The 20,548-nt window shown below is 69.5% G+C and carries 38 protein-coding genes; 1 reads left to right on the top strand and 37 read right to left on the bottom strand.

All coding sequences use genetic code 11. The features are described 5' to 3' along the window. Position 1 precedes the first annotated feature (1 nt). The 20 genes from CA983_RS02730 to CA983_RS02640 all read right to left on the bottom strand — a co-directional run bounded on the left by CA983_RS02730 (position 2) and on the right by CA983_RS02640 (position 11,597). On the bottom strand, positions 2–649 hold the full coding sequence (locus CA983_RS02730; RefSeq protein ID WP_086599254.1) for a hypothetical protein: 648 nt from the start codon (positions 647–649) through the stop codon (positions 2–4). Next, positions 649–909: a penta-EF hand family protein gene (locus CA983_RS02725; protein WP_086599253.1), complete on the bottom strand. Its 261-nt coding sequence runs from the start codon at positions 907–909 to the stop codon at positions 649–651. Before CA983_RS02725 ends, CA983_RS02730 begins: the two co-directional genes overlap by 1 nt. Then, positions 909–1,100, bottom strand: a complete 192-nt coding sequence (locus CA983_RS02720) for a hypothetical protein (RefSeq protein WP_086599252.1) — start codon at positions 1,098–1,100, stop codon at positions 909–911. The genes CA983_RS02725 and CA983_RS02720 overlap by 1 nt, the downstream gene beginning before the upstream one ends. 24 nt (positions 1,101–1,124) lie before the next feature. Continuing rightward, on the bottom strand, positions 1,125–1,475 hold the full coding sequence (locus CA983_RS02715; RefSeq protein WP_086599251.1) for a hypothetical protein: 351 nt from the start codon (positions 1,473–1,475) through the stop codon (positions 1,125–1,127). A 225-nt stretch (positions 1,476–1,700) separates the two neighbouring features. Then, positions 1,701–1,958, bottom strand: coding sequence for a hypothetical protein (locus CA983_RS02710; RefSeq protein ID WP_086599250.1), 258 nt, complete (start codon positions 1,956–1,958; stop codon positions 1,701–1,703). Between the two features lie 21 nt (positions 1,959–1,979). Continuing rightward, complete coding sequence (locus CA983_RS02705) at positions 1,980–2,237, bottom strand: DUF7352 domain-containing protein (RefSeq protein WP_086599249.1); 258 nt, start codon at positions 2,235–2,237, stop codon at positions 1,980–1,982. Next, the gene (locus tag CA983_RS02700) at positions 2,234–2,593 is read right to left on the bottom strand and encodes a hypothetical protein (RefSeq protein ID WP_143645437.1); all 360 of its coding nucleotides are present in this window, start codon (positions 2,591–2,593) and stop codon (positions 2,234–2,236) included. Before CA983_RS02700 ends, CA983_RS02705 begins: the two co-directional genes overlap by 4 nt. Beyond that, positions 2,590–3,129: a class I SAM-dependent methyltransferase gene (locus CA983_RS02695; RefSeq protein ID WP_086599247.1), complete on the bottom strand. Its 540-nt coding sequence runs from the start codon at positions 3,127–3,129 to the stop codon at positions 2,590–2,592. Before CA983_RS02695 ends, CA983_RS02700 begins: the two co-directional genes overlap by 4 nt. A 10-nt stretch (positions 3,130–3,139) precedes the next feature. After that, entirely contained in the window at positions 3,140–4,684 is a 1,545-nt protein-coding gene (locus tag CA983_RS02690; RefSeq protein WP_244206588.1) for an NlpC/P60 family protein, read from the bottom strand. Between the two features lie 3 nt (positions 4,685–4,687). Further along, complete coding sequence (locus CA983_RS02685; protein ID WP_086599246.1) at positions 4,688–5,464, bottom strand: hypothetical protein; 777 nt, start codon at positions 5,462–5,464, stop codon at positions 4,688–4,690. Further along, complete coding sequence (locus tag CA983_RS02680; RefSeq protein WP_086599245.1) at positions 5,461–6,576, bottom strand: hypothetical protein; 1,116 nt, start codon at positions 6,574–6,576, stop codon at positions 5,461–5,463. Before CA983_RS02680 ends, CA983_RS02685 begins: the two co-directional genes overlap by 4 nt. 10 nt (positions 6,577–6,586) lie before the next feature. Next, complete coding sequence (locus CA983_RS02675) at positions 6,587–6,970, bottom strand: phage tail fiber protein (RefSeq protein ID WP_086599244.1); 384 nt, start codon at positions 6,968–6,970, stop codon at positions 6,587–6,589. A gap of 32 nt (positions 6,971–7,002) precedes the next feature. Further along, positions 7,003–8,277 (bottom strand): hypothetical protein, encoded by a 1,275-nt coding sequence (locus tag CA983_RS02670; RefSeq protein WP_143645436.1) that lies wholly within the window; start codon positions 8,275–8,277, stop codon positions 7,003–7,005. 455 nt (positions 8,278–8,732) lie between these two features. Beyond that, positions 8,733–8,972 carry a MerR family transcriptional regulator gene (locus CA983_RS02665; protein WP_086599242.1) on the bottom strand — a complete coding sequence of 80 codons (240 nt, stop codon included), beginning with the start codon at positions 8,970–8,972 and terminating at the stop codon, positions 8,733–8,735. A gap of 124 nt (positions 8,973–9,096) precedes the next feature. Further along, a complete protein-coding gene (locus CA983_RS02660; protein WP_143645435.1) occupies positions 9,097–9,780 on the bottom strand; it encodes a GIY-YIG nuclease family protein in 684 nt (227 codons plus the stop codon). 211 nt (positions 9,781–9,991) lie between these two features. Continuing rightward, a complete protein-coding gene (locus tag CA983_RS46095) occupies positions 9,992–10,156 on the bottom strand; it encodes a hypothetical protein (RefSeq protein ID WP_158101821.1) in 165 nt (54 codons plus the stop codon). Next, positions 10,153–10,389: a hypothetical protein gene (locus tag CA983_RS02655; RefSeq protein ID WP_086599240.1), complete on the bottom strand. Its 237-nt coding sequence runs from the start codon at positions 10,387–10,389 to the stop codon at positions 10,153–10,155. Before CA983_RS02655 ends, CA983_RS46095 begins: the two co-directional genes overlap by 4 nt. Before the next feature lie 7 nt (positions 10,390–10,396). Further along, positions 10,397–10,630 (bottom strand): hypothetical protein, encoded by a 234-nt coding sequence (locus tag CA983_RS02650; RefSeq protein ID WP_143645434.1) that lies wholly within the window; start codon positions 10,628–10,630, stop codon positions 10,397–10,399. Between the two features lie 35 nt (positions 10,631–10,665). Further along, entirely contained in the window at positions 10,666–10,884 is a 219-nt protein-coding gene (locus CA983_RS02645; RefSeq protein ID WP_086599238.1) for a hypothetical protein, read from the bottom strand. Beyond that, positions 10,881–11,597, bottom strand: a complete 717-nt coding sequence (locus CA983_RS02640) for a hypothetical protein (protein ID WP_086599237.1) — start codon at positions 11,595–11,597, stop codon at positions 10,881–10,883. The genes CA983_RS02645 and CA983_RS02640 overlap by 4 nt, the downstream gene beginning before the upstream one ends. Before the next feature lie 191 nt (positions 11,598–11,788). On the opposite strand from CA983_RS02640, the gene CA983_RS02635 reads away from it, so the two are divergent. Next, positions 11,789–11,986: a hypothetical protein gene (locus CA983_RS02635; RefSeq protein ID WP_086599236.1), complete on the top strand. Its 198-nt coding sequence runs from the start codon at positions 11,789–11,791 to the stop codon at positions 11,984–11,986. Here the strand turns inward: CA983_RS02635 and CA983_RS02630 are convergent. The 17 genes from CA983_RS02630 to CA983_RS02555 all read right to left on the bottom strand — a co-directional run bounded on the left by CA983_RS02630 (position 11,983) and on the right by CA983_RS02555 (position 20,490). Continuing rightward, entirely contained in the window at positions 11,983–12,507 is a 525-nt protein-coding gene (locus tag CA983_RS02630; RefSeq protein WP_086599235.1) for a DUF6372 family protein, read from the bottom strand. The two genes, CA983_RS02635 and CA983_RS02630, sit on opposite strands and share 4 nt — an antisense overlap. A 4-nt stretch (positions 12,508–12,511) precedes the next feature. Then, positions 12,512–12,763 carry a hypothetical protein gene (locus CA983_RS02625; RefSeq protein WP_086599234.1) on the bottom strand — a complete coding sequence of 84 codons (252 nt, stop codon included), beginning with the start codon at positions 12,761–12,763 and terminating at the stop codon, positions 12,512–12,514. 15 nt (positions 12,764–12,778) lie between these two features. Then, entirely contained in the window at positions 12,779–13,180 is a 402-nt protein-coding gene (locus CA983_RS02620) for a DUF3307 domain-containing protein (RefSeq protein ID WP_341866632.1), read from the bottom strand. After that, positions 13,177–13,386: a hypothetical protein gene (locus tag CA983_RS02615; protein ID WP_086599233.1), complete on the bottom strand. Its 210-nt coding sequence runs from the start codon at positions 13,384–13,386 to the stop codon at positions 13,177–13,179. The genes CA983_RS02620 and CA983_RS02615 overlap by 4 nt, the downstream gene beginning before the upstream one ends. Before the next feature lie 179 nt (positions 13,387–13,565). Then, positions 13,566–13,754 (bottom strand): hypothetical protein, encoded by a 189-nt coding sequence (locus CA983_RS02610; protein ID WP_086599232.1) that lies wholly within the window; start codon positions 13,752–13,754, stop codon positions 13,566–13,568. A gap of 9 nt (positions 13,755–13,763) precedes the next feature. Beyond that, entirely contained in the window at positions 13,764–14,249 is a 486-nt protein-coding gene (locus tag CA983_RS02605) for a hypothetical protein (protein ID WP_086599231.1), read from the bottom strand. A gap of 15 nt (positions 14,250–14,264) precedes the next feature. After that, positions 14,265–14,447 (bottom strand): hypothetical protein, encoded by a 183-nt coding sequence (locus CA983_RS02600; protein WP_086599230.1) that lies wholly within the window; start codon positions 14,445–14,447, stop codon positions 14,265–14,267. Further along, complete coding sequence (locus CA983_RS02595; protein ID WP_086599229.1) at positions 14,444–14,632, bottom strand: hypothetical protein; 189 nt, start codon at positions 14,630–14,632, stop codon at positions 14,444–14,446. Before CA983_RS02595 ends, CA983_RS02600 begins: the two co-directional genes overlap by 4 nt. A 9-nt stretch (positions 14,633–14,641) precedes the next feature. After that, positions 14,642–15,262, bottom strand: coding sequence for a hypothetical protein (locus CA983_RS02590; RefSeq protein WP_086599228.1), 621 nt, complete (start codon positions 15,260–15,262; stop codon positions 14,642–14,644). Between the two features lie 175 nt (positions 15,263–15,437). Beyond that, positions 15,438–17,543 (bottom strand): FtsK/SpoIIIE domain-containing protein, encoded by a 2,106-nt coding sequence (locus CA983_RS02585; protein ID WP_086599227.1) that lies wholly within the window; start codon positions 17,541–17,543, stop codon positions 15,438–15,440. Further along, positions 17,540–18,826, bottom strand: a complete 1,287-nt coding sequence (locus CA983_RS02580; RefSeq protein WP_086599226.1) for a hypothetical protein — start codon at positions 18,824–18,826, stop codon at positions 17,540–17,542. Before CA983_RS02580 ends, CA983_RS02585 begins: the two co-directional genes overlap by 4 nt. A 19-nt stretch (positions 18,827–18,845) precedes the next feature. Beyond that, positions 18,846–19,049 carry a hypothetical protein gene (locus CA983_RS02575; RefSeq protein WP_086599225.1) on the bottom strand — a complete coding sequence of 68 codons (204 nt, stop codon included), beginning with the start codon at positions 19,047–19,049 and terminating at the stop codon, positions 18,846–18,848. A gap of 93 nt (positions 19,050–19,142) precedes the next feature. Beyond that, positions 19,143–19,331, bottom strand: a complete 189-nt coding sequence (locus tag CA983_RS02570; RefSeq protein WP_086599224.1) for a hypothetical protein — start codon at positions 19,329–19,331, stop codon at positions 19,143–19,145. Between the two features lie 86 nt (positions 19,332–19,417). Further along, positions 19,418–19,603: a hypothetical protein gene (locus CA983_RS02565; protein WP_086599223.1), complete on the bottom strand. Its 186-nt coding sequence runs from the start codon at positions 19,601–19,603 to the stop codon at positions 19,418–19,420. 142 nt (positions 19,604–19,745) lie between these two features. Then, a complete protein-coding gene (locus tag CA983_RS46090) occupies positions 19,746–19,904 on the bottom strand; it encodes a hypothetical protein (protein ID WP_158101820.1) in 159 nt (52 codons plus the stop codon). A gap of 65 nt (positions 19,905–19,969) precedes the next feature. Then, positions 19,970–20,233 carry a hypothetical protein gene (locus CA983_RS02560; RefSeq protein ID WP_086599222.1) on the bottom strand — a complete coding sequence of 88 codons (264 nt, stop codon included), beginning with the start codon at positions 20,231–20,233 and terminating at the stop codon, positions 19,970–19,972. A 32-nt stretch (positions 20,234–20,265) separates the two neighbouring features. Then, on the bottom strand, positions 20,266–20,490 hold the full coding sequence (locus tag CA983_RS02555) for a hypothetical protein (RefSeq protein WP_086599221.1): 225 nt from the start codon (positions 20,488–20,490) through the stop codon (positions 20,266–20,268). Positions 20,491–20,548 lie beyond the last annotated feature (58 nt).

The raw sequence follows: 20,548 nt of genomic DNA, 5'->3' as shown, positions 1-20,548 counted from the left end.
GTCAGGCATCGGTCGGCTTGCTGGTGGGCTCGTTGTGCGGGCGGAGATCGGACTTGGCCGCGAGGACTCCGCACTCGTAGCCGTGCATCCAGACGGTCGGGTTCTCCTGCTGGGCGTTCATGATCTCGGGCTTTGTCGGCGTCCGGCGGACGCGTTCGATGGCCGCCGCATGCGTGTCGCGTTCCCGCTTCAGCCCGGCGGCGGCGTTGCGGATGTCGTCCCAGTCGCGGAGCCGGTCGATGCCGAGTGCGTCGGTGATCGCCGCCTTGTGGTTGGCGAGCCGGTCCATGTCGCGGGCGATCTCGGTCCGCTCGCGGGCGAGCCGGGGACCGTCCTTCACCTTCCGTATCGCGGCGTCGATGGCGCCGTCGATGTCCCGTCCAGCCAGCTCGACCACCAACTCCGGTCGGCTGTCACCGGCGTTGAGGTAGGCGGTTGTGTCGTTGGCGGGGATGTCGATGGTGTCTTCGAAGACGAGTACGGCGCGGGCACCGATCTGCTCGGCGATGCCCTCGAACTGGTCGACGGGCTCGGGCTGATCTGCGCCGAGTATGTAGCGCTGCGGCTCGTACTGGTCGACGACGAGGACGAACGGCGGCCGGTCGTCTCCGCTGCCTTCGGGGAGTTCGAGGATTTGCAGGCGGGCCATCAGCCGGTCACCGCCTCGTAGGTGGCGGCGAAGACGTCGTCGCGGCAGGGGTAGTACTCGCCCTGGACGCCCTTGATGATCCAGGCCCCGTACTCGAACTTGACCCACGTGTCGTGGAGTCGGTCGTAGACGTGGAAGTCGCGGTCGACGTCGTTGAGCTTGACGAGCCCGTTCGTGAAGTCGATGAGCTCGCGCATGGACGTGTTTTCGGTCCACTGCACGGCTTCGATCTCGACGGGGCGCTTGCGGTAGCGGGCCATTAGTCGGTCACCGCCTTGGGTGCGTTTTCGTCGGCGAGGCGGACGACGCTGAGGACGTTGGCGATGGGGATGTAGGCGCAGGCGGATCCGTCTTCGGCCCAGCCGATGTACTGGCTGCCGGAGGGTTCGATGCACTTCGCCTCGACGGTCTCGTCGTGGCCGTTGTCGTAGGTGATGAGGTAGCGGGCCATGGCGCGGGCTCCTGTGGTGTGGGGTTACGGCTTCCAGCGGGGTCCGCGTAGTGCGGCGGGCACGTCGCTGGTGGTGATGGGCGGGGTGGCGAGGATGTCGCCGAGCCCGAGACGGCGGCTGGCGCGCGGCTTCGGCTCGGGTGGCTGTGGCCGGTCGAGTCCGGCGAGGATGTCGTTCGTCAGCCCGTGTGCGTGGGCAAGGTCGAGCAGCTCGGGGCAGTCGTTGAGGTTGTCGACCTCGGACATGCCCATGTCGCCGTAGGTGCCGCAGCCTTCGCAGGCGGGCTCGTAGGTGACGTTCGGGTCGAGCCGGTGCCGGGCGAGGATCCGCCGGTCCGCCTCGCAGCGACGCAGGACGGCGGATACCAGATCCACCGGTGCAGGCCGGGGGTCGACTGGTTCGACCCCGTAACGAGCGACTGTGAATCGAAGGCCGTCGCTCGCGTCCCCAACTTCGGTGATCGTTCCTGTGATGACGTCACCGCTGCCGCTCACTGCGAGGTTGACGGGGCGGCCGACGAGCCTCGCACGAGCAGCCGCTTCGACGTGGTCGACTTGCTGGGTGATCCAGGCGTGGAGATCCATGACGCGGGCTCCGGGTCAGACTGCGGTGGTGTGGTGGGCGATACGCCGGAGTGCTCCCCAGCGGGTGAACGTGTAGCCGAACCCGCAGCCGGGACGGTGCTGGGCGCCGTTACGGCCGTCGTAGACGCCGGGGTGCTGGGTGACACGGGGTTCGTAGGTGGTGACGTCCCACCGCCAGCGCAGAAGCCTGTGAAGACGGCGACTGGTAGGGGCGCGGTGGACTCGGATGAGTCGCACCTCGTGAACGAGTTCGGGATAGCGGTCGCTGGCCATCGGCGCGGGCTCCAGGGTGGGTTAGTGCTGTTCGATGAGGTGCCAGACGAGTTGCCCGCCGGGTGCGATGGTGGTGCCCCGGTAGTGGGTGCCGTCGGGGATGAGCTGGCCGGTGCCGAAGACGCGAAGCCGTCGGGCGGGAAGGTCTTCGCGCTGCCACGCCCAGAACTCGACGATCCACGGGTTGCGGCAGTCGACGTGCAGCGGGGTCCCGCATCCGGCGATCTCATGCCACTGGTCATCGACCGGGACCTCATAGCGGAAGATCTGCCCCGTCACGTCAGATCCCCTTCGGCTGCGATGGTGACGCGGCGGGCGAAGAGGGTGAGGGTGACGGTGAGGACTTCGTCCGGGTCGGTCTTGATCTCGTGGACGATGACCGGGGAGTCACGCGGGACGAGGAGGGATTGCCCGTTGATGCGGACGTCGTTGGGGATGATGACGCTGCCGCTCGCGGTTTCGGTGGTGGCCCGGCCGCGCTCGACGATCTCGATGACGGCGGCCTGCGGCTGGTCGGTCTTGATCGGGGTGGGCTTGCGGTTGGCACGCTGCCAGCGACGCTTGCCATCCCAGTAGAGATAGAGGGCGACGGCAGCTGCAGCCCAGGCCAGGACGACAGGGAGGATGTCATTCACGTCCGCGTCCACCACCAGCACCCGAGCGTGGAGCCACGGAACGTCTCGGCCTTCCCACCGAGCCCGGCGAGGACGCCGTCCATGTCGTCGGGGTCCCACTGGTGGAGGTGGGCTTCGTGCGGGTTGCCGTCCACCTCGCCCTGCACGCTCTCGACGATGGGCACGGACACGAGGATGTTCCACGCCCCGGCTTCGACGATCCGCTCCAGCAGGGCGACGGCGTCCTCGCGCGGCATGTGCTCGGCGACGTCCCCCAGAATCACGAGGTCCCGGTGGAAGAGGTGGGCAGCGGACTCACGGACGTCTTCGACGTGGATCTCGTCGTACATGGTCCGCGTCTTCGTCGACTTCAGCCCGTACTTCCGCACGTAGGGCTTGTGGATCTCCACCGCCGTCCACCACACGCCCTCGTGCACGGGCCGGAACAGCTTGGCGTAAGTGCCCTCACCGGGCCCGACGTCGGTGACCGTGTTCGGCAGGTGGTAGCGGAACCGTTCGAGGGACCAGTCCTTGCCCTCGGCATCGCTGGTGGGCATGGCGGTCTCCTCAGAAGCGTCTGATCAGGCGAAGGCTGGTGGCGTAGGTGCCGGTGCCGTCGAGGCGGGAAGCACCACCGAGGTCACCGAACGTGGGCCCGTTCGGGGTTTTCCGCGAGTTGATGAACCGGGGCTGGCCGAGGCTGTCGAGCCCGAGGTAGATGCCGTTGTGGTCGAGCTGCCCGGCCACGGGGTCGCCACTGTCGGCGTCGAAGTGCGGCACGTCCCCGATCTGCAGGTTCGTCAGCGGCGGGGCGGCACCGGTGGCCTGGGCGATGATCACGCCCGGGCCGGACGGTCCGATGTCTTTGGTCATGCGTGGCAAGTTGTTCCCGTCGATGTTCTCGACTCGGACCATGGGGATGCCCATGTGGTAGCCGTAGACCATGCGCACGTAGCCGGAGCAGTCCATGCACCCGGCCTCGCCAGCGCCTGCGGTCTGCGTTTCACCGTTGGGGAAAGTCCAGTCGCGACCCATGTAGTCATGGAAGTCGGCGCCCTCGATCGGCACCCCGCTCGGGTCGAGCGGCCCATAGTTGGACTGGCCGGCGACTTGCGCTCCGGCGAGGGCGGGGCTGGTTACGGCGGGTGCGCCGGTGACGTACATCATCGCGTAGGCGAGCACGTCGGGCGTGGTGTCGACGGCCCAGGCGCGGATCTGATCGGCGAGCGCGGGCGTCCACGTCCCGGTGAACGGCTGACTGAGCACCCTGACCCACGTGTTGTGGGTGACGGTCGGGACGGTTTCCCAGCTGCCGGAGATGACTTGCAGGTCGTCGACCTGGACGAGGCGGGGCAGGCCTGTGGAGCCGGTGGAGGCGAGCGCCCGGAAGCCGACACGGCCGGCCGGGTTGGCGGGGTCGGTGACCGAGTGGAGCCACGTGGACGGTTCGGTGGTGCCGTCGAGCCATGCGCGGCAGCGGATCGTGGTGCCGGTGCGCTGGGCGCGGATCCGCCACCACTGCCCGGCGGTGAAGCCGGTGCCGACCTGGGTGGCGGTGCCGAGTGTGGTGGTGGTGCCGGCGACTTCTTTCTCCAGGGCGAGCTGGACGGTGCCGCTCGTGTTGACGATCAAGCGCGCCCGGTTGGCGTTGTTGGTGTCGGTGTACCCGAACGACAGGCCGATCGAGGTGGCGGCGCCGGCGGGGACGGTGGTGACGGTGACCTTGGCGGTGACGTCGACGTCGGTGAGGGTGTCCACGATGGTGGCGTGGCGGCTGCTGCCCGCGACGTCGCAGGAGATTTGCCCGACGCTGCCGTTCACGGTGTAGAGGGTGGCGGTGCCGGACTGGGACCAGGTGCCACCGCCCGGGCTCGTGCCGAAGCCGCTGCTGGACGTGCGGGTGAAGGCATCGGTGAAGGGTCGCTTGTTCTCGGTGAACGTCCGCTGCGGGCCGCGCATGGCCACCGTGCGGGCGCCGACTGTGAGCGTCGCCAGCACGCCCGTGGAGTCGGAGACTTGCAGCCGGTCCGGCCCGGTGAGGGCCTGCGTGGTCAGCGTCGCGGGCGGCGGCTGGTACAGCATGACGCCCTCGTCGACAGTGAGGACCGCCATCGCTCACACCCCTTGCAGGTCGACCTGGATCGTGATGGCTGTGGGTGTGCCGGAGAGGGAGCGGATCGCGACGGTGAGGCTGTCGCCGGCGGCGAAGGTCGCGTGCTGCACCGATGGGCCGGACAGCCACGTCTCGGCCGTCGACAGCGACAGGTTCGTGGCGAGCAGATCCGAGGTGTTCTTCTGTGCGTTGATCGTCGCCCCGGTGCTGCCGACCCTGTACCCGCGTACCGCCACGACGGTGCACGCCTTGGGTGCGCGCCACACCACATAGGAGGCGGCACCGGTCGGGGCGGTGATGACGAGCGACTTGCTGACCGTGGTCGCCGTGGCCGGCAGGGTGAGGCTGGGTGCGGTGACCCCGCCGTCGGAGCCGACCGCGAACGTGCCGGGACCGTTGATCGGGCCGGTGAGAGTGCCGCCCGCCTTCGCCAGGAACTTCCCGTCGGCGTAGGCACGATCGCCGTGCGGATCGGTGGCCGCGGTGTGTGCGGCGACCTTCGCTGTGGCGTCCGCAGCCGCAGCAGCCCGGTCGCCGTGCGGGTCGATGGCTTCGACGTGGGCGGTGACCGCATCCGCCGCCGCCTCATCGGCGACGGGGCCCGCTACGGCTGCGGCGATCGTGGACACCTCCGCCGTCGCCGCGAGGCCGGTCACATCGCCGGTCTGCCCGTTGACGGAGGAGACGAGCCCTGCGGACACCATGACGGTGCGCGCCTGCTGCCCGGTGGACACTTCGATCTCGTCGGTGAGCGCTTCGCCGGTGACTTGGATCCTCACCGCGTCACCTCCAGGGAGACGACGGCCCGGCCTTGCAGGAGGCGGACGACCGTGCCCCCGGACACCATTTCCAGGTCCCAGAGTCCGTTGCGGGTGAGGGTTTCGGTGACTGTGGCGGGGATGGCGAGCCGGATTGTGTCGCCGATGATCGTCAGGTAGTCGCCAAGGTCGAGGAGCAGTTCGCCGTTGTCGGAGGCTGCCGCGGACCGAATCTGCGAGCGCGCGACCCAGCCATCCCACGTGAAGCCGGGCACGTCCTTGACGGTGAACGATTGCACGTAGGTGGCGCCCTGCTCGATGTGCAGGTCGAAGATGCCCGCGGCCAACCCTGCCACCTCCGGGATTTCACTGGCCGCCGCATCGGCGGTGAGGGTCGCATCGGCGGACAGCACCGCGGTGGCGTGCGCGGATAGCACGGGCGCTGCTGTGAGACTGCCGTCGGCGCTCAGCGCGGCCGTGGCGCGGGCAGCGACGAGGGCGGTCGCGCCGAGCGTTGTCTGACCGGACAGATTCGACGACGCAGTCCACACAGCCCCGTTGGATAGCGTGTTGACGAGGTCGAACTCGGCATAGTCGGCGGGGCCGGCGTCGCGGTGGGCGCTCATGTCGAGCGCGCACGCTTCGGCGTCGGCGGTGATCCACGCGGGGGTGGTGAGCGTCCTGCGGTTGGTCCACGCCGATCCGTCAGGCGACGTGTCCCAGTACAGGTTGGTGCCGTCCTCACGCAGCCGGAGGAACAAGTGGGCGACCGGATCGTAGGCGAGCTCGACCGCGTTGTCGTCCCAGTAGTCGACCTCTGACACGCATCGCAGTAGGCCGGTGACGGCGTTCATGCCGAACCCGACGCGGGTGCCTGCGGTGGCGCCTTGGACGGTGACCGCGAAGTAGGCCTCGGCGGTGGCCCCGGTCGCCGACGGCACGGTGGGCACCTGCACGAAGAAGCTGGCCCCGGCCAGGGTCCAGGCGTAGGCGGTCTGGCAGCCCGCATAGTCGGTGGTGCACGGCACGCGGGCCCGGCCGCCGACGACCGCGGTGCCGCCGTAGCTGTTGCCCCACTCGGGGCCGAGCGCGCCTGAGTTGAAGTTGTCGACGAGGCTGCTGAGGGACGGCACGAGCGCCTCCCTACGCGAGCGACAGCTGCAAGGACCCTGCGGTGAGCCGGAGTTCGTCCCCGGCAGCCACGGTGCGGGAGGCGGACAGCGGCCCGTACCAAAGCCGCACTGGGGTGCCCGACGAGTCCCAGATCTCCACGCCGACGACCGTGGCGGCCGGCATGCCGGTCCACACGAGGTCGGCCGAGTTGCTGGTGGCCCCGGCGACCGCGGCACCGACGCTGAGGTTCTGCCGCGCGTAGGACCCGCCGGTGACCTCGGTGCCCGCTGTGGTGTCGTCGCCGAGCGCGGTGACGAGCGCCACCTTCAGCGGCGTGGTGGGAGCCGTGGCGGGCAGGCCCAGGATGAAGTCCAGGCACCGGTTTTCGGCAGTGTTGCTCAGGTTGTCGGCCACGCGGCCTCCTCGGTTGGGCGCCGCGTGGCGCGTCAGGCTGTGGTCTGGTCGTCGATGAGGCCGAGGGCGTCGAGCGCGGCCAGTAGGGACGCGAGGGCACTGCCGTCGGCGCGGGATCCGGTTACGGCCTGTCGGGAGACGGGCGTGTTGCCGTGGAAGCCGAGCTGGTTGCCGTCTGGGTCGATGGTGTGGACGACGGCACCGTAGAGGGCGGCGACGAATTCGCGTTTCCCGGCGTGCTGCACGTTCAGCGCGTCGGCCGAATACCGGTCGTAGGCCCTTTGTGTTCCGTTGAAGCCGGTGCCGGACCAGTTCGACAGGATCAGGTCGGCGCCTGTGGCTTCAAGGTCGAGTGCGGATCCGCCGCGCCGGAAGCGGTAGCCCTTGGTGACGTCGGAGATGGTGAGGTCTCCGTTGGAGATTGTCGCGTTGCCTGCGACGTTGAGTGCGGCAAGCCAGGCGCTGCCGTTTTCGACGGCGGCGATGCGGGCTGCGGTGTCGTCGACGTACCCGTTGAGCGCGGTCACGGTGACTTTGGTTGCGAAGGTGGTGTCGCTGTAGGCGCGGTCGCCGTGCGGGTCGGTGCCGGTGGCGTGGGCGGTGACTTTGCTGGTGGCGTCTGTGGCCGCCGTGGCGGTGGCGATGGCTTGTGCGTCGTTGGCTTTCGCTTGGGCGCCGCTCACCGTCTCTAGCAGGGCAGTGTTCGGGATGCCGTGCACATCGGTCGTGTCGGCCGCGTGTGCGGCTACAGCGGATGCGGCGGTCCCGGCCGGCTCGGCGCCGATCGCTGTGGGAGTGACCGGGTCGCTTCCGCCGGTGCCGTGGCTTGCCGCGTGCGCAGTGGGTGTGCGCGCGTTGCTGGTGCTGGGATCGTCGCTCCGCAGCGCGATCGTCGGCCCGGCGCCGGCCGCGCCGAGTGGAGGCTGCGGCCCGGTCTCGCCCTGCTGCCCCTGCTCGCCTTCCCTGCCGACGAGTGAGGCCAGCCATTCGGTGACCGTTCCGGTGAAGCCTTCGTCGACGGCAATCTCGTAGGCCGACTTGCCGGGGGTTCCTACGGTGCCGCCGCCGGGGGCTTGGGTGGGGACCAGGCCGTCGAGGTGGATCGTGGCCCCGTTCGCGCCGTGGATGTCGGCCCAGAAGCTGAGGCGCTGCCCACGCGAGGGCTGAAGGTCGACGTACCAGCGCCACCCGTCGGGGCCGATACCTGCGGCATCGTTGGGGATCAGCTGGGTGCTGAACGTGCCGTTGACGATGTCGGCCTTGCCGCCGCCGGGGTAGACGGCGTGCCGAGACGTGTCCGTCAGCACGGCAGACGGGGTGAGCACCACCTGGCCGCCGTAGCCGGTGCCTGCGACGGCGGAGGGGAGGGTGCCGGTGAGGGTGACGACGGGGGTGCCGCTCGGGAATGGCATGGCCACCTCCCGTCTGCGTCGTGTGTCCCGCCRCCCGATCGCTGCTAGCACACCGGGGTCTCAGCCCGGGGAGGCGTCTCCTGCCCCATCGCCGGGCGGCGGGGTGTCTCGTGTCTTGCGGCTTTCCTCGGGCGCTACCCGAGGGTGTCCGGGTCCCGAGACGGAGGCCCGGCCTGTGGTGTCCCGCCGTCCGGACGGGGGGATGTTCGGACGGCGGGACTCGGGGCGGGGACCGCCGCCCCGGCTGGGGGTTTGTTGTCCGCCCGGTCCCCCACYAGGACCGGGCGGACGTGGGGCCGAGCGCGTGGCGCTTCAAGGCCCAGCCTGCGCGCCACCCCGGGCGCAGGAGATCAGGCGGCGTGGGCGGCCTGAGGCTTCGTCTTGACCTTGGGTGGCGGGGTCGGGGTGATGACCTCTTGGGTCTCCTTGTCCCGCACAGCGGGGTCGATCTCCATGAGGTCGTACCGGGCGTTCCTGCCCTTGCCGTAAACGGAGATGCGTCCCTCTGATGCCCATCGCCAGATGGTGCCGACTGGGCGCCCGGTCCAGTACGCGACGTCTGCGGCGGTAGCGAGTGCGACGGAGGGCATGGTCACCTCCGGAAACGACGGAGGCCACCCGGTTCCGGGCGGCCTCAGCGCGAAGTTCTGCTATCTGAGCAGATGATCGCTTCGGTGATCGCCGTTTGTCAACCCCTGCTGTGTCAACAGGCCCTCACGCCACATTGCGACGGCCTTCCGCCAACGACTTCAGATCTGACAGCAGGTAGAGCTGGATGCCGCCATCGTCCACGACGAAAGGCTTCAGCTTGCCTCGATGCTGCCAAACCTGCGCGGTGTTGTAGCGGATGCCGAACAGGCGGGTTGCCGCTTTGAGGGTGGCCAGCTCGGGCTGAAGGGGCGGCCCGGGCAGAACGGCGGCGGTGAACGGCTTGGCTTCGAGCCCTTCGAGCGTGGGCCAGGTCGGGTCGGGCGGCCCGAACTGCTCAGCGATGGCGGTGATGTGTGCGTTGAGCGAGTCGTCGCGCCGGAAGTACTCGCCCTTGCTGGTCAGTCGCAGGTGGCGGAACTGCTGGTGCCGCGCGGCTTCGCCTTGGCGCCCACCGGGCTCCCAGGCCAGCACTTCGTCTGGGAGGAGGGCAGCGAATCTGCGGTGCGGGGCTTTCGTCGTTCCGATCTTCACGAGATCCGCGCGGCGCGCGTAGTAGACGATGGACGCGGGGATGCGTCCTGGCGCGCTCGCCGCTACGTGTGCTTCGTGTTCCGTGAACCGCCTGCGTCCTGCGTCGACGGCCTCGCGGACGCCTTCCATGGTTAGCGTCCCTTGCTCCTCGCGCGCTCGCTGCAGTTCGGCACTGATGAACATGAACGCCGGGTCGGCTGGGTCTATCAGATCCATGAGGGTCTGGACGCTGCGGCGGACGCCAGTCGGTCCGCCTCCGTCCCACTTCTTCTCCCGCCAGTCCGAGGAGAGAGAAGGGCGTCTAAGCTGTGGCATGTCGATCTCCATCACAGGTCGGCCATGCCCCGGGAGATCTAGCCACCTCGCCGGGGTCTCAACTACCCCAATTCTACCGGGAATCGCACACGCTCGACGGGATATGCGCAGGTCAGCGGGAACCCGAGCCTTGCTCGCGATAGATCCGTTCAGCTTGGTCGTCGAGCCAGTCGGTGTCGTGGTCGAGGCACTCCCCGTACTCCGCGCACGCTTCGCAGGCCTCTGCGTCAACGGCGAGTTCCTCGCGGATCTCGGCCAGCGTCTTCCGCTCGCTCATGGTGTCTCCGTGGTGTGTCCGATGGCGCGGGCTTCGAGTGCGTCGGCTTCGACATCGATGGCGGCTCCAGCGGTGCGGAGGTCGCAGTCGGGGTCGTCGGCGAGGGTCCGACAAGAGTCGGCGATGGCGCGGAGCAGGGCGAGGACCGCGTCGCAGGGCATGAACGGCTGCCCGTTGCTGGCCGTCACGATGGGGATCTTGTCGGCCGCGTGGGGCAGGGGCGCAGAGGTCACGTTGCCCTCACCTGCGGTGGATGGGTACGCCGTGGCGGCGGATGTCGCGAATGGCCTCGGCGACGTGCGGCGGATCGGGGAGGACCATCATGGAGTCGAACTTCCAGACGCGTCGTTCCTCGATCCACGCCCAGGCCACCGGTTCGAGGTCGTCATCGTCGTCGGCGTTGTCGAACCAGGCATCCAGGCAGGACTGGCAGAGCAGGAACGTGTAGCCGTTGCGGACAGTCCAGCGGGCCACGGCCGGACCGCAGCTGGCGAGACGGCCGGTGCAGGTCACGCTGTCGCCTCGCTGCTCGGGATGCACGCCTCTGCCCAGGTGTAGTCGCAGCGTGCGCAGACGCGGTCGAGTCGCTCGGGAGGGCCGCCACCGAACGCGATCTCGCCGGGGATCGGCTCCCCCTGCTTGCGGTAGTTCGTGTAAGCGCCGACGTTGCCGCATTTCACGCACTCAGTGTCGTCGCCGGAGAACGGCGGTAGGGGCTGCTTGTTCATGCTGCGACTCCTTCGGCTTCTTGCCGCGTGGCGAGTACGGCTTCCTGCGCGGCCCGCAACCCCCGCCACTCCCCGAGCGTCTCCCACCGGGCTCCGCAGCCGCCGCAGTGGATGCGGTGGCTGCCGGTGGATGCGGTGAGCTGCGTCCCGCACCAGCCGTCGTCGACGGGCATGGGGCAGACGCCTATCTGCACCCGCCCGGGCCGCTTCTCCCCCGACACGAGCACCGCGCATTCGGCGTGCAACCTGCGCAGGTCGTCGATGTCCTGCCCCACCTCCTCATAGCTGGAGCACGCCCAGAGGAGGTTGTTGGTCAGGAAGCTGACCAGGCGCGGCATYGCCTGCCCGGGATTGCCGCGCCACGGGGCGATGGTCCAGCCAAGCGCGGCCCGCCACGCATCCTCAATCGCCGACAGCCTGGCTGCTGCACCGCCCGGGCCGACGAGGGCGAGGACTTCCAGGCGGGGCGGGATCGGCGGGGTCTTGCTGCCGGACGTTGCCCCGCCGGGGCGTCGAGAGCCGCGCATCAAGGACGCGGTGGTGTCCAGCTGCCGGAAGAGGCCGGGCAGTTCACGGATCCGCTGAGCGGTGGTCTCCTCACACGGCCGGCACGCGTACCGGCCGGCCTCCGCGACCCACATCTGCCTTCCGCAGCGGGGGGTGACGCAGACGGGCCACTCGTACTGGTCGACATCGGCGGGGTTGTGGTGCACGGCGGGCTCCTCGTGTGGTGCGGGAAGCGGGGGGCGCGTTAGGCCAATGGTGCACCACAGGCTTGACAACGCCGGACCAATGGCCCTGTCGACGCGCGTGAGAGCCGCCACCGGATAGCGAAGAGCCCGAATTGTGGGGCACTCCCCCGATTCCCGCCCCGACCACCACCCGGGCGGGGCACACTGCCGTCATGGCGTTGCGGTTCACGGTGCAGGGCGATGACGAACGCGAGTGCGCGGAGGGCCTGGCCCTGCTGCAATCCCTCGGACTCCGGCCGGCGATGCTGCCCCGGCTCCTCACCGACAACCGCTGGATGGCCCGCGCCGTACCCACAACGAAGGCCCCGACCGTCACCGATGACGGCCGGGGCCCTGTCGTTGCCGGCTAGCTACTTACTGCCGCACATCCCAAGCAAGCTGGCTTGCCGTCGACGATGCAACCCGGATCAGAGGCGGCCTCGCAAACGCCCTGCTGGCTGGGATGGTTGACCCAGCAGTGGCAGGTGCACGTGTCGGTGACGGCCTCCAACTCGCCGATCTCGGGCTCGCTCGCCTGGAATTCGATGCCGCCGCCAGTGCGGGCGCTGTGGCAGTTGCGGCACATCCTCACGAAGGTGCGCCCCACGGTGGGCGAGTCGAATGTCATCCCGAGGCCCGGTTCTGCCTCCCCAGTGCACACGCCGGGCTGCTCCGGGTGGCCGCCGCACAAGCAGTGGCAGTGTTCGACCTGACGCCCCAGTTGCTGGAACAGCTCGGGCCGCTGCTGGTGCAATTCGATGAGCGGCTGCAGAGCGGTGCGCATCGTCTGGAGCTGCTCCGCCATCCGCTGRAAGGCGGGGACCATCGCGGTCTTGAACTGCTCGGCGAACTGGTTGAGCTGCTCAATGCTCGGCTGTCCGGGCTTCGTCATGGGGTCATTCTCCTACGGTCGGCAGCCGGTCGGCGACCTCGATCGGCATGGCCCATCCGAGGTGGGCGAGGGCTCCTTCGAGTGCGTCTTCGGCCCGGCTGTCGTGCCACGCCACGGCAAGCGCCGGGTCGGCGAACGTCAGCCGCAGCGTGCCTCGCTCGACGGTGGGGGTGGCGTGGGCGAGGAGCAGGCCGGTGACGTGGCGGCGTCGATCCGCCGCCTTCACCACCTCCGGCCACCACACGGGCTGGGTCATCGGTTCCCTCTCAGGTCAGGCGGTAGTGGTGATTGCGAGGGCGGCTACTGTCAGGGCGGCAATGTGGGCGGTCTGATCGACGTGGGCGGCGCCACCGTGCTTCAGGAATTCGGGCTGCCCGGTGTTCTTCATCCACCACTGGACACCGCGGCGGCGGTCGATCAGGGAGTGGCTAGCGCCGATCCAGAGAAGCCCGGCCGCCGCCGGGACCGGGGCGACACTGAGGTTGAGGAGGAGGGCGCCGAGGCCGAGCAGGAGTGCGGAAACGGCGACGTGGATCGCTGCGTGCGCCAGGTTGGCCCGCCAGCCGGCCGCACTCTGCTCGGCCTTGTGGTCGGCTTGATGGTCGGTCTGCAGCGGGTAGTCGGCGAGGAGATGTGCGACGTAGAGGAGAATGAACACCGGCGCGAAGATCACTTCTTGCCCTTCTTCCCGTTCTTGTTGCCGGGGATGTAGTCGCCGCTGATGACGACGTTGTTGACGTGCTGGCCGCCGTGGAGAACGCCGGTGTTGATGTTGACGGGGGTGCGATCCTTCTTGGGCTTCTCCTCGGCGACGGCCTTCGCGACCTGGTCGACGATGGCCTGGATGTCCTTGAGCTCCTGGGCGCGCTTGTTCTTCATGCTGGCTCCTTCTGCTGGTGTGGTTTCTACTGTCGTGGGCGGGCTGGTTGGCGTTGGTGCCGGAGGCACGGGAAACGTGTGACGGCGGTCACTGGAGAGCTACTGCTGGTTGTTGGTCTTGGCCCACACGCCGCGGGTGCTGCTGTGCGCGGTGCACTGGCCCTGGCGGACGGGCGTGGTCACCGATCGAGGCGGCGGGTCATGACGAAGCCACCGCCGATAGCGATCGCGAGGTAGATGGCCAGCCCGATGAGCATGCGCCCAGTGCTCGGCTCGCCGGGCAGAAGGATCAGCACGAGAGCGATCAGGCCCAGAATGAGCGGGGCGAGGATCGTGTACATCCAGTACAGCGAGTGGTAGCGCTCCATCGGGTCCTCCTACTGCTGGTTGGTGTTCTTGACGAAGGCGCCGATGTTCTTGTTCTGGACATTGCGCTGGTCCTGATAAATGTCGCCGGTGTAGGTCTGGTGGATCTCGGTGGGGGCGGCCTGGCCGGCGCGGTGCAGGAGCCGGGCGACCGCGAGGGCCAGGACGGCGAGGCCGCCGAAGAACGTGCCGATAGCAGTCGGGTCGGCAACCTCGGATGTGACCATCACCAGGGCGACTCCGCCGCAGGTGAGGAACGTTGTCCCGCCGAAGGCGATGATGCGGACGGTGTCGTCGACGGCTTTCCCGGACATCGCTGCCCGGCCCGGCTGCTCGACGGGCGGCGTGTTGCCAATGACGGCCTTCGGGCTGGTGCCTTGGCGCTTGGCTTTCTCGATCGCGTTGTCGACAGCCGCGGCGATGACGGAGTCGGTGAGCGGGTTGGTGGCCTGCCCGGCCGCGGTGGCGGTGGGCGTCGGCTCGGGCAGGGTGGGCATGGCGGGTGGTCTCCTTCAGGTGAGGGTGATGTGGGTGGCGGTCCAGGTGCGCTTCTTGCGGGCTCCGTCTTCACGGACCCAGTCGGCGATCAGGCGCCGGGCTTCGGCTTCGCTGCTGGCGCGGACCGTCCCGGCGGATTCGCCGTCGCGATGCTTGCCGTCGCTGACGGTCGCGGTCCAGCTGTAGGTGCGGCTCATTCGGCGTCCTCCACGCAGTGGCCGAGGATCCGCATCACCGTCTCCTGCTGGCGGTCGCCGGAGTGGGCGGTGAGGTCGTAGGCGGCGTGGTGGCTGCCGGCATTGAGCCGGGCAGCGGCGTCAGCGACTTCGCGATCGGTGGGCCGGTAGCCCTGGGGCTTGGGGGTGCGGCGGAAGAGGGGCATGCGGGTCTCCTAGTCGATTTCGCCGGTGCCGTGGCAGACGGCGCAGTGGACGCGGGTGGTGTCGTGCAGGCGGGACTGGATCTTGTGGCCGCCCTTGCCCTCGCAGGCGGGGCACGGGTTGACCGGCTCGGGCGTGTAGTCGGGGTCGGGCTCGTAGCCGCCGGCCTGCGCGGTCCACGCGGCTTCAAGAGCACCGGCCTGAGCCGCGGCGACGGTGTTGCGGGCGGCCCGCGTGATCGGCCGGGTGATGGCGCGCTTGGCCTTGTTCTTCTGCTTGCGGATGGCGGGCTTGAGCAGGCGGCCCCAGTAGACGCGCTTCCACGCCTGCTTGAGGTCGTCGAGCGTGACGTCGGGGTGGAGCACGCCAGCGAGGACCGCTCCCCCGATGACGATCTCGAACGTGTCGTCGTCCTCGGCGCGCTCCCGGCCGGTGCGCACCTCGTTGATCCGCTTCAGGGCGCCGAGGGTGATGAGAGGCTCTTCCCAGCTGTGGGACTGCCAGCAGTTGCCTCGGACGGGGAGAGCGTCGATGAAGCCGGTGCCGTCGAGGGTGAACGCCTCCGACAGGCACTCCGGGCACGTGTAGGGGTGCCCGTCGATCGTCATCTGCTGGATCTTCAGGGTGAGCATCTCGCCTCCTTTCGGTCTGTCAGAGGTGTGCCATCGGCGGTAAACATGCAGGTGGGCGGTCTGTCAGCGGTCTGCCGCCCGGCGCGACGAGGCTCGCTGGGTGGCAGACCGCGGTAGACCTGAGTCAGACCGGCGACCTGCGGCTATGCGGGTGCTGGCAGACCTGTGGCAGATCTCATTTGCGGACGTTTCGGGCGGCGAGGATGTCGTCCAGGGCGTAGCCGGGGGTGCGCTCGCCGTCCGGGCCGGCCACCCGCTTCACCTCCAGGGCGACGCCGAGCTGCTCCAGCTCGTCCTTGATCGCCTTGCCGAGCCGGGAGGACCAGGCGCGCCCTGCTTCGCCGTCTCGCTGCCCCCACTTGGCCGGGTCGGCCGCGGCGAGCGCGGAGAACACCTCGGTGTTGGTGGCACAGTCGCGGCCCGTCGCCTTGGCGACCGTCTCCAGCTGGTCTAGGAGGCTGACGCGCAGGATGCGGCCGTTGCCCTTCGGCCCGCCGGCCGCGGACGAAACACCCGTCCACGCGGTGAGCCGGGTCTCGATCGGGTCGCGCCACTGGCCGGGCAGCCGCTTCGCGGCCTTCCGCAGCTCCAGCCCCTCGGCGATGATCGGCGGCCGGTCGTCGTCCTCCACTAGCCCCGAACGGGCCGGAACGGTGCCCGTGTCCGGGGTGTCGAGCCAGCAGCGGCCCCGCTGACTGAGCGGGATCAGGGAAGCATCGAAGCCCTGGCCGGCCATGCCGTCACCCAGGATCGTGTTCGAGGCCTGCGGGGACTCGGTGTTCATCGCCGCCCGGGCCACGAGGTTCTGCCGCAGCCGGCCGCGCACCACATCGACCTCCGGGACCTGCGTGGCGAGCACCAACAGGACGCCGAGGCCAGCGCCGACGGCGGCAATCTGGCACAGGTTCTCGACGATCTCCTCGACGAACGGGCTGGTGCCCTTGGCCGTATAGGTGGCGAGCTCGTCGATCTCGATGACCTCGATGCCGCCGATCTCGTCGATGAGGTCCTCAGTGAGCTTGGACTTGCCGCGCTCGTCGAGGAAGTCGGCCCGCCGGTCCAGTTCTTCAAGGACGGCGCGCGTGAACAGGGCCAGCCGCTCCGGGTTCTTCTTCACGAACGTGGCCAGAAGCGGGGCGAGCGCGTTGTGCTCGCCGGACGCCTTGCCGTCGAAGAGCCGGATGTTGATGCGGACGTCCTTGGCCATGGCCAGGTTGAGGTTGGCTAGCAGCATGCCCTTGCCGCTGCGAGTCCGGCCACCGATCAGCATCATCAGGTCGCGCAGCGTCATGCGGACGATGTTGCTGCGCTTCCCGAAGAGGATCGGCGCGCCGTCGTTCCACAGGTCGAGCGCGCCCTTGTGGCCGACGAGCGGTGAGCGGCGTACCACGCCGAACGGGTCCTCGCTGGCCACCCAGATCTGCAGCAGCGTCTCGACGCTGCCGACGGACAGGTCGAGCCAGTCGGAGTGCACGCCCAGCGCCGCCGCGACCTGCTGCTTCTTGGCAACGGCGACCGAGGCCGGGATCCCGGATGGCGTGTGGACGGCGTAGGCGATTCCGGGGCCCTCGGTGTGCGGAATGCCGACGCCGCGGATTTCCTCGCCGCGCTTCTCCGGAACCGCGCCAGCCTCGACGAGGACGCGCTGCATGGTCTCCTCCCCCAGGTGGGAAGTGCGGGTCGGCGCCTGCACGGGCGCAGCGACGGGCTGCTCCGGCCGGCCGAACCAGGCCCCGGTGAGAATGACGGCGAGTGCCATGAGGATCTGCACCCACAGCCCACCGGCCAGCACACCCGCCGTTCCAGCGCCCGCGAGGATCAGGCCGCTGATGCCGGTGCGGATCCAGTGCCGCTTCTTGTGAGCCTTGAACTCGGCACGCCGTACCTCCAGCAGGGCCCGCGCCTTCGACTCGTCGGCGGCCCGGGCGGCACCGCGCGGCTGCTCCTTCGCCTGGCGCAGCATCAGCTTCGCCGTGGCGATCTGCTGCCGGTAGTCGTCGTGCCGCGCCTCCCACCAGCGAAGGCACAGGCGCCGGTAGCCGCGCACTGACCAACCCAGGTAGTAGGGCGAGTGGGTGGCGTGGAAGCGGACCGCGTCGACCGTGTTGTCCTTCGCGTACACGGCCCACTGACGCAGCTGCTCGCCGGACATCATCCACGCCGGGCGGGGACGCTTTTCGAACTCGAAGACGCGGGCCGCCTCGGGGTCCTTGACGAGGGTGGCGGTGAGCTGTTCCCACTCCGGGTCCGGGGCGCTACTGGGGGTCGTCTCGATGCTCACTGCGAGTCCTTCTCGGTGGTCTGCTCGCGGCGTGCCTGGGCGCGGGCGATGGGGTGGATGGGGGCGCTCTGGCCGGGCCGGCGGACGGGCGGATTGCCGCCGTTGTTGCGGCGCCCGTCGGTCGCGTCCGGGTCCTTCTTGGCGCGGGGACCCTTTTGGGATTCGACCTGCGTGAAGTCACCGATTATCGGAACGTCGGTGGCGACCTTCATGCGGGCCTGCGCGGCACGCGACTGCGCTTCAATCTCCGGAGTGATACCGACCGTCTTGCAGCCCGTCACGCGGTACCAAGCCTCGGCCCAGATCTGCTCGGTCACGTACTGGGAGCCGCGCGCTGAACGCATCGAGTCGGCAACCTTCCACACCTCGTCATGGCTGACCCTGCGGTCCTCATCGCGGCGGCGCTGCTCCTCCTCCGCACGGGCCTGCGCGGCAGCCTTCTCGGCAGCGGCCCGAGCGTCAGCAGCCTGCTTCTCGACTCGCGCCTTCTCCCGCGCGGCCTCCGCCTCACGCCTCGCACGTTCGGCTGCGCGACGCTCCCGGAATGACGGGATACCGTCGGCCTTCTGTGCGATGCCGTGCTCGTAGGCCATGAGCACGATCGGCCCGCCGAGGGAGGCGATGGCGCCGATGATGCCGGCGTTGAAGCCGATCTCCGGCTTGGTCACACCGCCGTGCAGGTTGATCGCGGCGGCGATGGCGGCGGAGATCATGATGCCGATCCGGTACGGGGCAACGTCGCGGCGGTGAGCCACTGCCCACGCGGCGCCGAACGCGAGCACGAGGGCGAGGCCTTCCAGCAGCGCGGGTGCGGCGATGAGGAACGGCCGCTCGCGGTCCCAGAAGTGCATGAACTGCACCGGCGCGGCGATGATCAGGCCGACGGCGTAGATGCCGCGCGCGCCCCACTTCCACCAGCGCTCCGACCGCTCCTGCTCCGCGGCCCGCTGTGCCTCGGCAGCCTCCTCGTCTGCCGCTGCCTGTTCGGCCTTCTCCTTCTCGGCGCGGTGCTTGGCGGCCTCGGCTTCCTTCTTGGCGACGTAGGCCTTGTGGTCGACCTGGTCCTTCTCCAGCCGGATGCGCTTGCGCTCGTTGGCGAGGCGCAGTTCCTCGGCCTGCTCGGCGGCGAGGGTCTCGGCGGCCTTCGCCTCGCCCTCGGCTTTGATGCGGGCGGCGTCGGCCTTGGCGGCGGCTTCGGTCCGGATCGCCTCCGCCTTGGCCAGCGCGACCGGGTCGAAGCCCGGCGCGTGGCCGTTGACCTGCTCGATCGACGTGGCGGTCACGGGTATCAGTCCCTTCAGTTCAGGCGGTAGCGGTGGGGGCGGGAGCGGGCCGGTGCTTCAGCCACGCGACGACGGCGGCCAGGGCGAGGACGGGGCCCGGGATCGCGCCGAGGATCACGGCCGCGCCGGTGGCGGCCAGCCCGATCGGAGCAGCAGCCGACGGCCACACGCCGACGACGATCAGGAAGGCCGCGAGCAGCAGCCAGCGGACGTAACGGGACATGACGACCTCACACAGGGTCGGGATGGACGATGGGGATGGTGCTGGCCAGATCTCCGCCCGCCAGGCGCACGGTCCTGGCGGACAGACAGCCGGTCAGCGGCCGAGGCGCTTGGAGTACTCGGCCTGGCGCAGGGCCTCGGCGGCGAAGCCCTCACGCTCCGATGCCCTCTCGTGGTCTCCGGCGCGGCGCGCCTTCTTCGCCTCCTTCGCGGCGTTCTTGGCGGCGCGACGGTTGCCCGCCTCGGTGGAGAAGTTGGGCGCCTTGCGGCTGAACCGGCCCACGGTGGGCTCCTCTCGGTTGGGGTGGTGGAACGCTCAGCGGTTCCCCTCGACCCCGCCCGTGCGGGACGGGCGAGGCGGGCAGCCGTTCAGCGGCGACCGCGGGCCCAGCTCCAGGCGGACAGGATCGTGTCGGTCTGGTCGGTGACCCGCCCCGACTCCAGTTCGTCGGCCCGGTCCTCCAGGCGCTGCGCGGCGTCGTCCTTGCCGCGGTTCCGCAGCCCCTTCGCGGCCTCACGGTTCTTCTTGGCCTGGTTCTTCATGCGGTCAGACATGGGATTCCTCTCGGATCGGTGAATGGAGTGGTGGTGCGCGCCCCGGCTTGCGGTTGAGGCGGGCGGCCCGGGATCGGCCTTGCCGGGGCTGGATGCCAGGCGCGGCTAGGGGATGGGCCGCGCCCGGCGGCTAGGGGGTCAGTCACCACCAGCTGGACTTCTTCTTTCGCCTGTCGGGACAGCCATTGCGGGCGTGGTCCTCGCACGGCAGACACGGCTTGTTCTGGTCGCCGAGCCCCAGCCAGTTGCCCTTGTGGAGCTCCGCGTGCTCCTCGCACTGCGGGCAGCGGTCCTTCGACATGAGGGCTCCTCTCGGGTTTGGGTGCCAGGCGCGGCAGGGGGGTTCCGCGCCCGGCGGCTAGGGGGTCAGGCGGCGGGAGCGGTCGCCTGGGTGAGGGCCTCGTGGAGAGCGCGAACCTGGCTCTCCAGCTCGGCGCTGTCGGTACGCAGCTGCGTGTTGGATTCGGCGAGGCGCTCGGCGTGATCGGCGACCGTGCGGAGCATCTCCGTCAGTCGGGTCGTCAGGCGCACAACCGTCGCGCGGGGCAGGTCCGGATTGGTGATGGCGGCGAACTCAACTTCGTCGATCACTCGTCGACTGTCGGCCACGTAGCGGGCAGTGAGATCCATGAGAGTTCCTCTCGGGTCGGGCGGACTGTGGGTCAGGCGGCGGCCGGGTAGTCGAGGTGCAGCTCGGCGCAACCGGTCACCCAGTCCAGGTGGATCGGGCAGGTCTGACGCTGGTCGAGCGGCACCGCGTAGGCGGACTCCCGGTGCAGCGCCCGGTCCAGCTCGTCACCAAACAAGTCGGCGATCGTCGTCGTGGAACGGACACGGACGCCCATGTCGGTGGAGGCGAGGTCGGCGTCGGAGATGAACGGAGACATGGCGGGATAGCCCTCTCAGGTCAGTGGGGTGGGGGGTGGAGAGCCGCGGTGGCGGGAC

The sequence above is a fragment of the Streptomyces swartbergensis genome (genome assembly GCF_002148965.1).
Classification (GTDB): domain Bacteria; phylum Actinomycetota; class Actinomycetes; order Streptomycetales; family Streptomycetaceae; genus Streptomyces; species Streptomyces swartbergensis.
The sequence above is the reverse complement of the archived record's forward strand: the minus strand, read 5'-3'. Positions and strand labels throughout refer to the sequence as shown.

Bases quoted from the DNA above. Each gene is read 5' to 3' on its own strand.
- CA983_RS02730 (WP_086599254.1), bottom strand. From the start codon at position 649: ATGGCCCGCCTGCAAATCCTCGAACTCCCCGAAGGCAGCGGAGACGAC.
- CA983_RS02725 (WP_086599253.1), bottom strand. From the start codon at position 909: ATGGCCCGCTACCGCAAGCGCCCCGTCGAGATCGAAGCCGTGCAGTGG.
- CA983_RS02720 (WP_086599252.1), bottom strand. From the start codon at position 1,100: ATGGCCCGCTACCTCATCACCTACGACAACGGCCACGACGAGACCGTC.
- CA983_RS02710 (WP_086599250.1), bottom strand. From the start codon at position 1,958: ATGGCCAGCGACCGCTATCCCGAACTCGTTCACGAGGTGCGACTCATC.
- CA983_RS02695 (WP_086599247.1), bottom strand. From the start codon at position 3,129: ATGCCCACCAGCGATGCCGAGGGCAAGGACTGGTCCCTCGAACGGTTC.
- CA983_RS02690 (WP_244206588.1), bottom strand. From the start codon at position 4,684: ATGGCGGTCCTCACTGTCGACGAGGGCGTCATGCTGTACCAGCCGCCG.
- CA983_RS02665 (WP_086599242.1), bottom strand. From the start codon at position 8,972: ATGCCCTCCGTCGCACTCGCTACCGCCGCAGACGTCGCGTACTGGACC.
- CA983_RS02660 (WP_143645435.1), bottom strand. From the start codon at position 9,780: ATGGATCTGATAGACCCAGCCGACCCGGCGTTCATGTTCATCAGTGCC.
- CA983_RS46095 (WP_158101821.1), bottom strand. From the start codon at position 10,156: ATGAGCGAGCGGAAGACGCTGGCCGAGATCCGCGAGGAACTCGCCGTT.
- CA983_RS02645 (WP_086599238.1), bottom strand. From the start codon at position 10,884: ATGAACAAGCAGCCCCTACCGCCGTTCTCCGGCGACGACACTGAGTGC.
- CA983_RS02635 (WP_086599236.1), top strand. From the start codon at position 11,789: ATGGCGTTGCGGTTCACGGTGCAGGGCGATGACGAACGCGAGTGCGCG.
- CA983_RS02625 (WP_086599234.1), bottom strand. From the start codon at position 12,763: ATGACCCAGCCCGTGTGGTGGCCGGAGGTGGTGAAGGCGGCGGATCGA.
- CA983_RS02615 (WP_086599233.1), bottom strand. From the start codon at position 13,386: ATGAAGAACAAGCGCGCCCAGGAGCTCAAGGACATCCAGGCCATCGTC.
- CA983_RS02610 (WP_086599232.1), bottom strand. From the start codon at position 13,754: ATGGAGCGCTACCACTCGCTGTACTGGATGTACACGATCCTCGCCCCG.
- CA983_RS02605 (WP_086599231.1), bottom strand. From the start codon at position 14,249: ATGCCCACCCTGCCCGAGCCGACGCCCACCGCCACCGCGGCCGGGCAG.
- CA983_RS02600 (WP_086599230.1), bottom strand. From the start codon at position 14,447: ATGAGCCGCACCTACAGCTGGACCGCGACCGTCAGCGACGGCAAGCAT.
- CA983_RS02595 (WP_086599229.1), bottom strand. From the start codon at position 14,632: ATGCCCCTCTTCCGCCGCACCCCCAAGCCCCAGGGCTACCGGCCCACC.
- CA983_RS02590 (WP_086599228.1), bottom strand. From the start codon at position 15,262: ATGCTCACCCTGAAGATCCAGCAGATGACGATCGACGGGCACCCCTAC.
- CA983_RS02575 (WP_086599225.1), bottom strand. From the start codon at position 19,049: ATGTCCCGTTACGTCCGCTGGCTGCTGCTCGCGGCCTTCCTGATCGTC.
- CA983_RS02565 (WP_086599223.1), bottom strand. From the start codon at position 19,603: ATGTCTGACCGCATGAAGAACCAGGCCAAGAAGAACCGTGAGGCCGCG.
- CA983_RS46090 (WP_158101820.1), bottom strand. From the start codon at position 19,904: ATGTCGAAGGACCGCTGCCCGCAGTGCGAGGAGCACGCGGAGCTCCAC.
- CA983_RS02560 (WP_086599222.1), bottom strand. From the start codon at position 20,233: ATGGATCTCACTGCCCGCTACGTGGCCGACAGTCGACGAGTGATCGAC.
- CA983_RS02555 (WP_086599221.1), bottom strand. From the start codon at position 20,490: ATGTCTCCGTTCATCTCCGACGCCGACCTCGCCTCCACCGACATGGGC.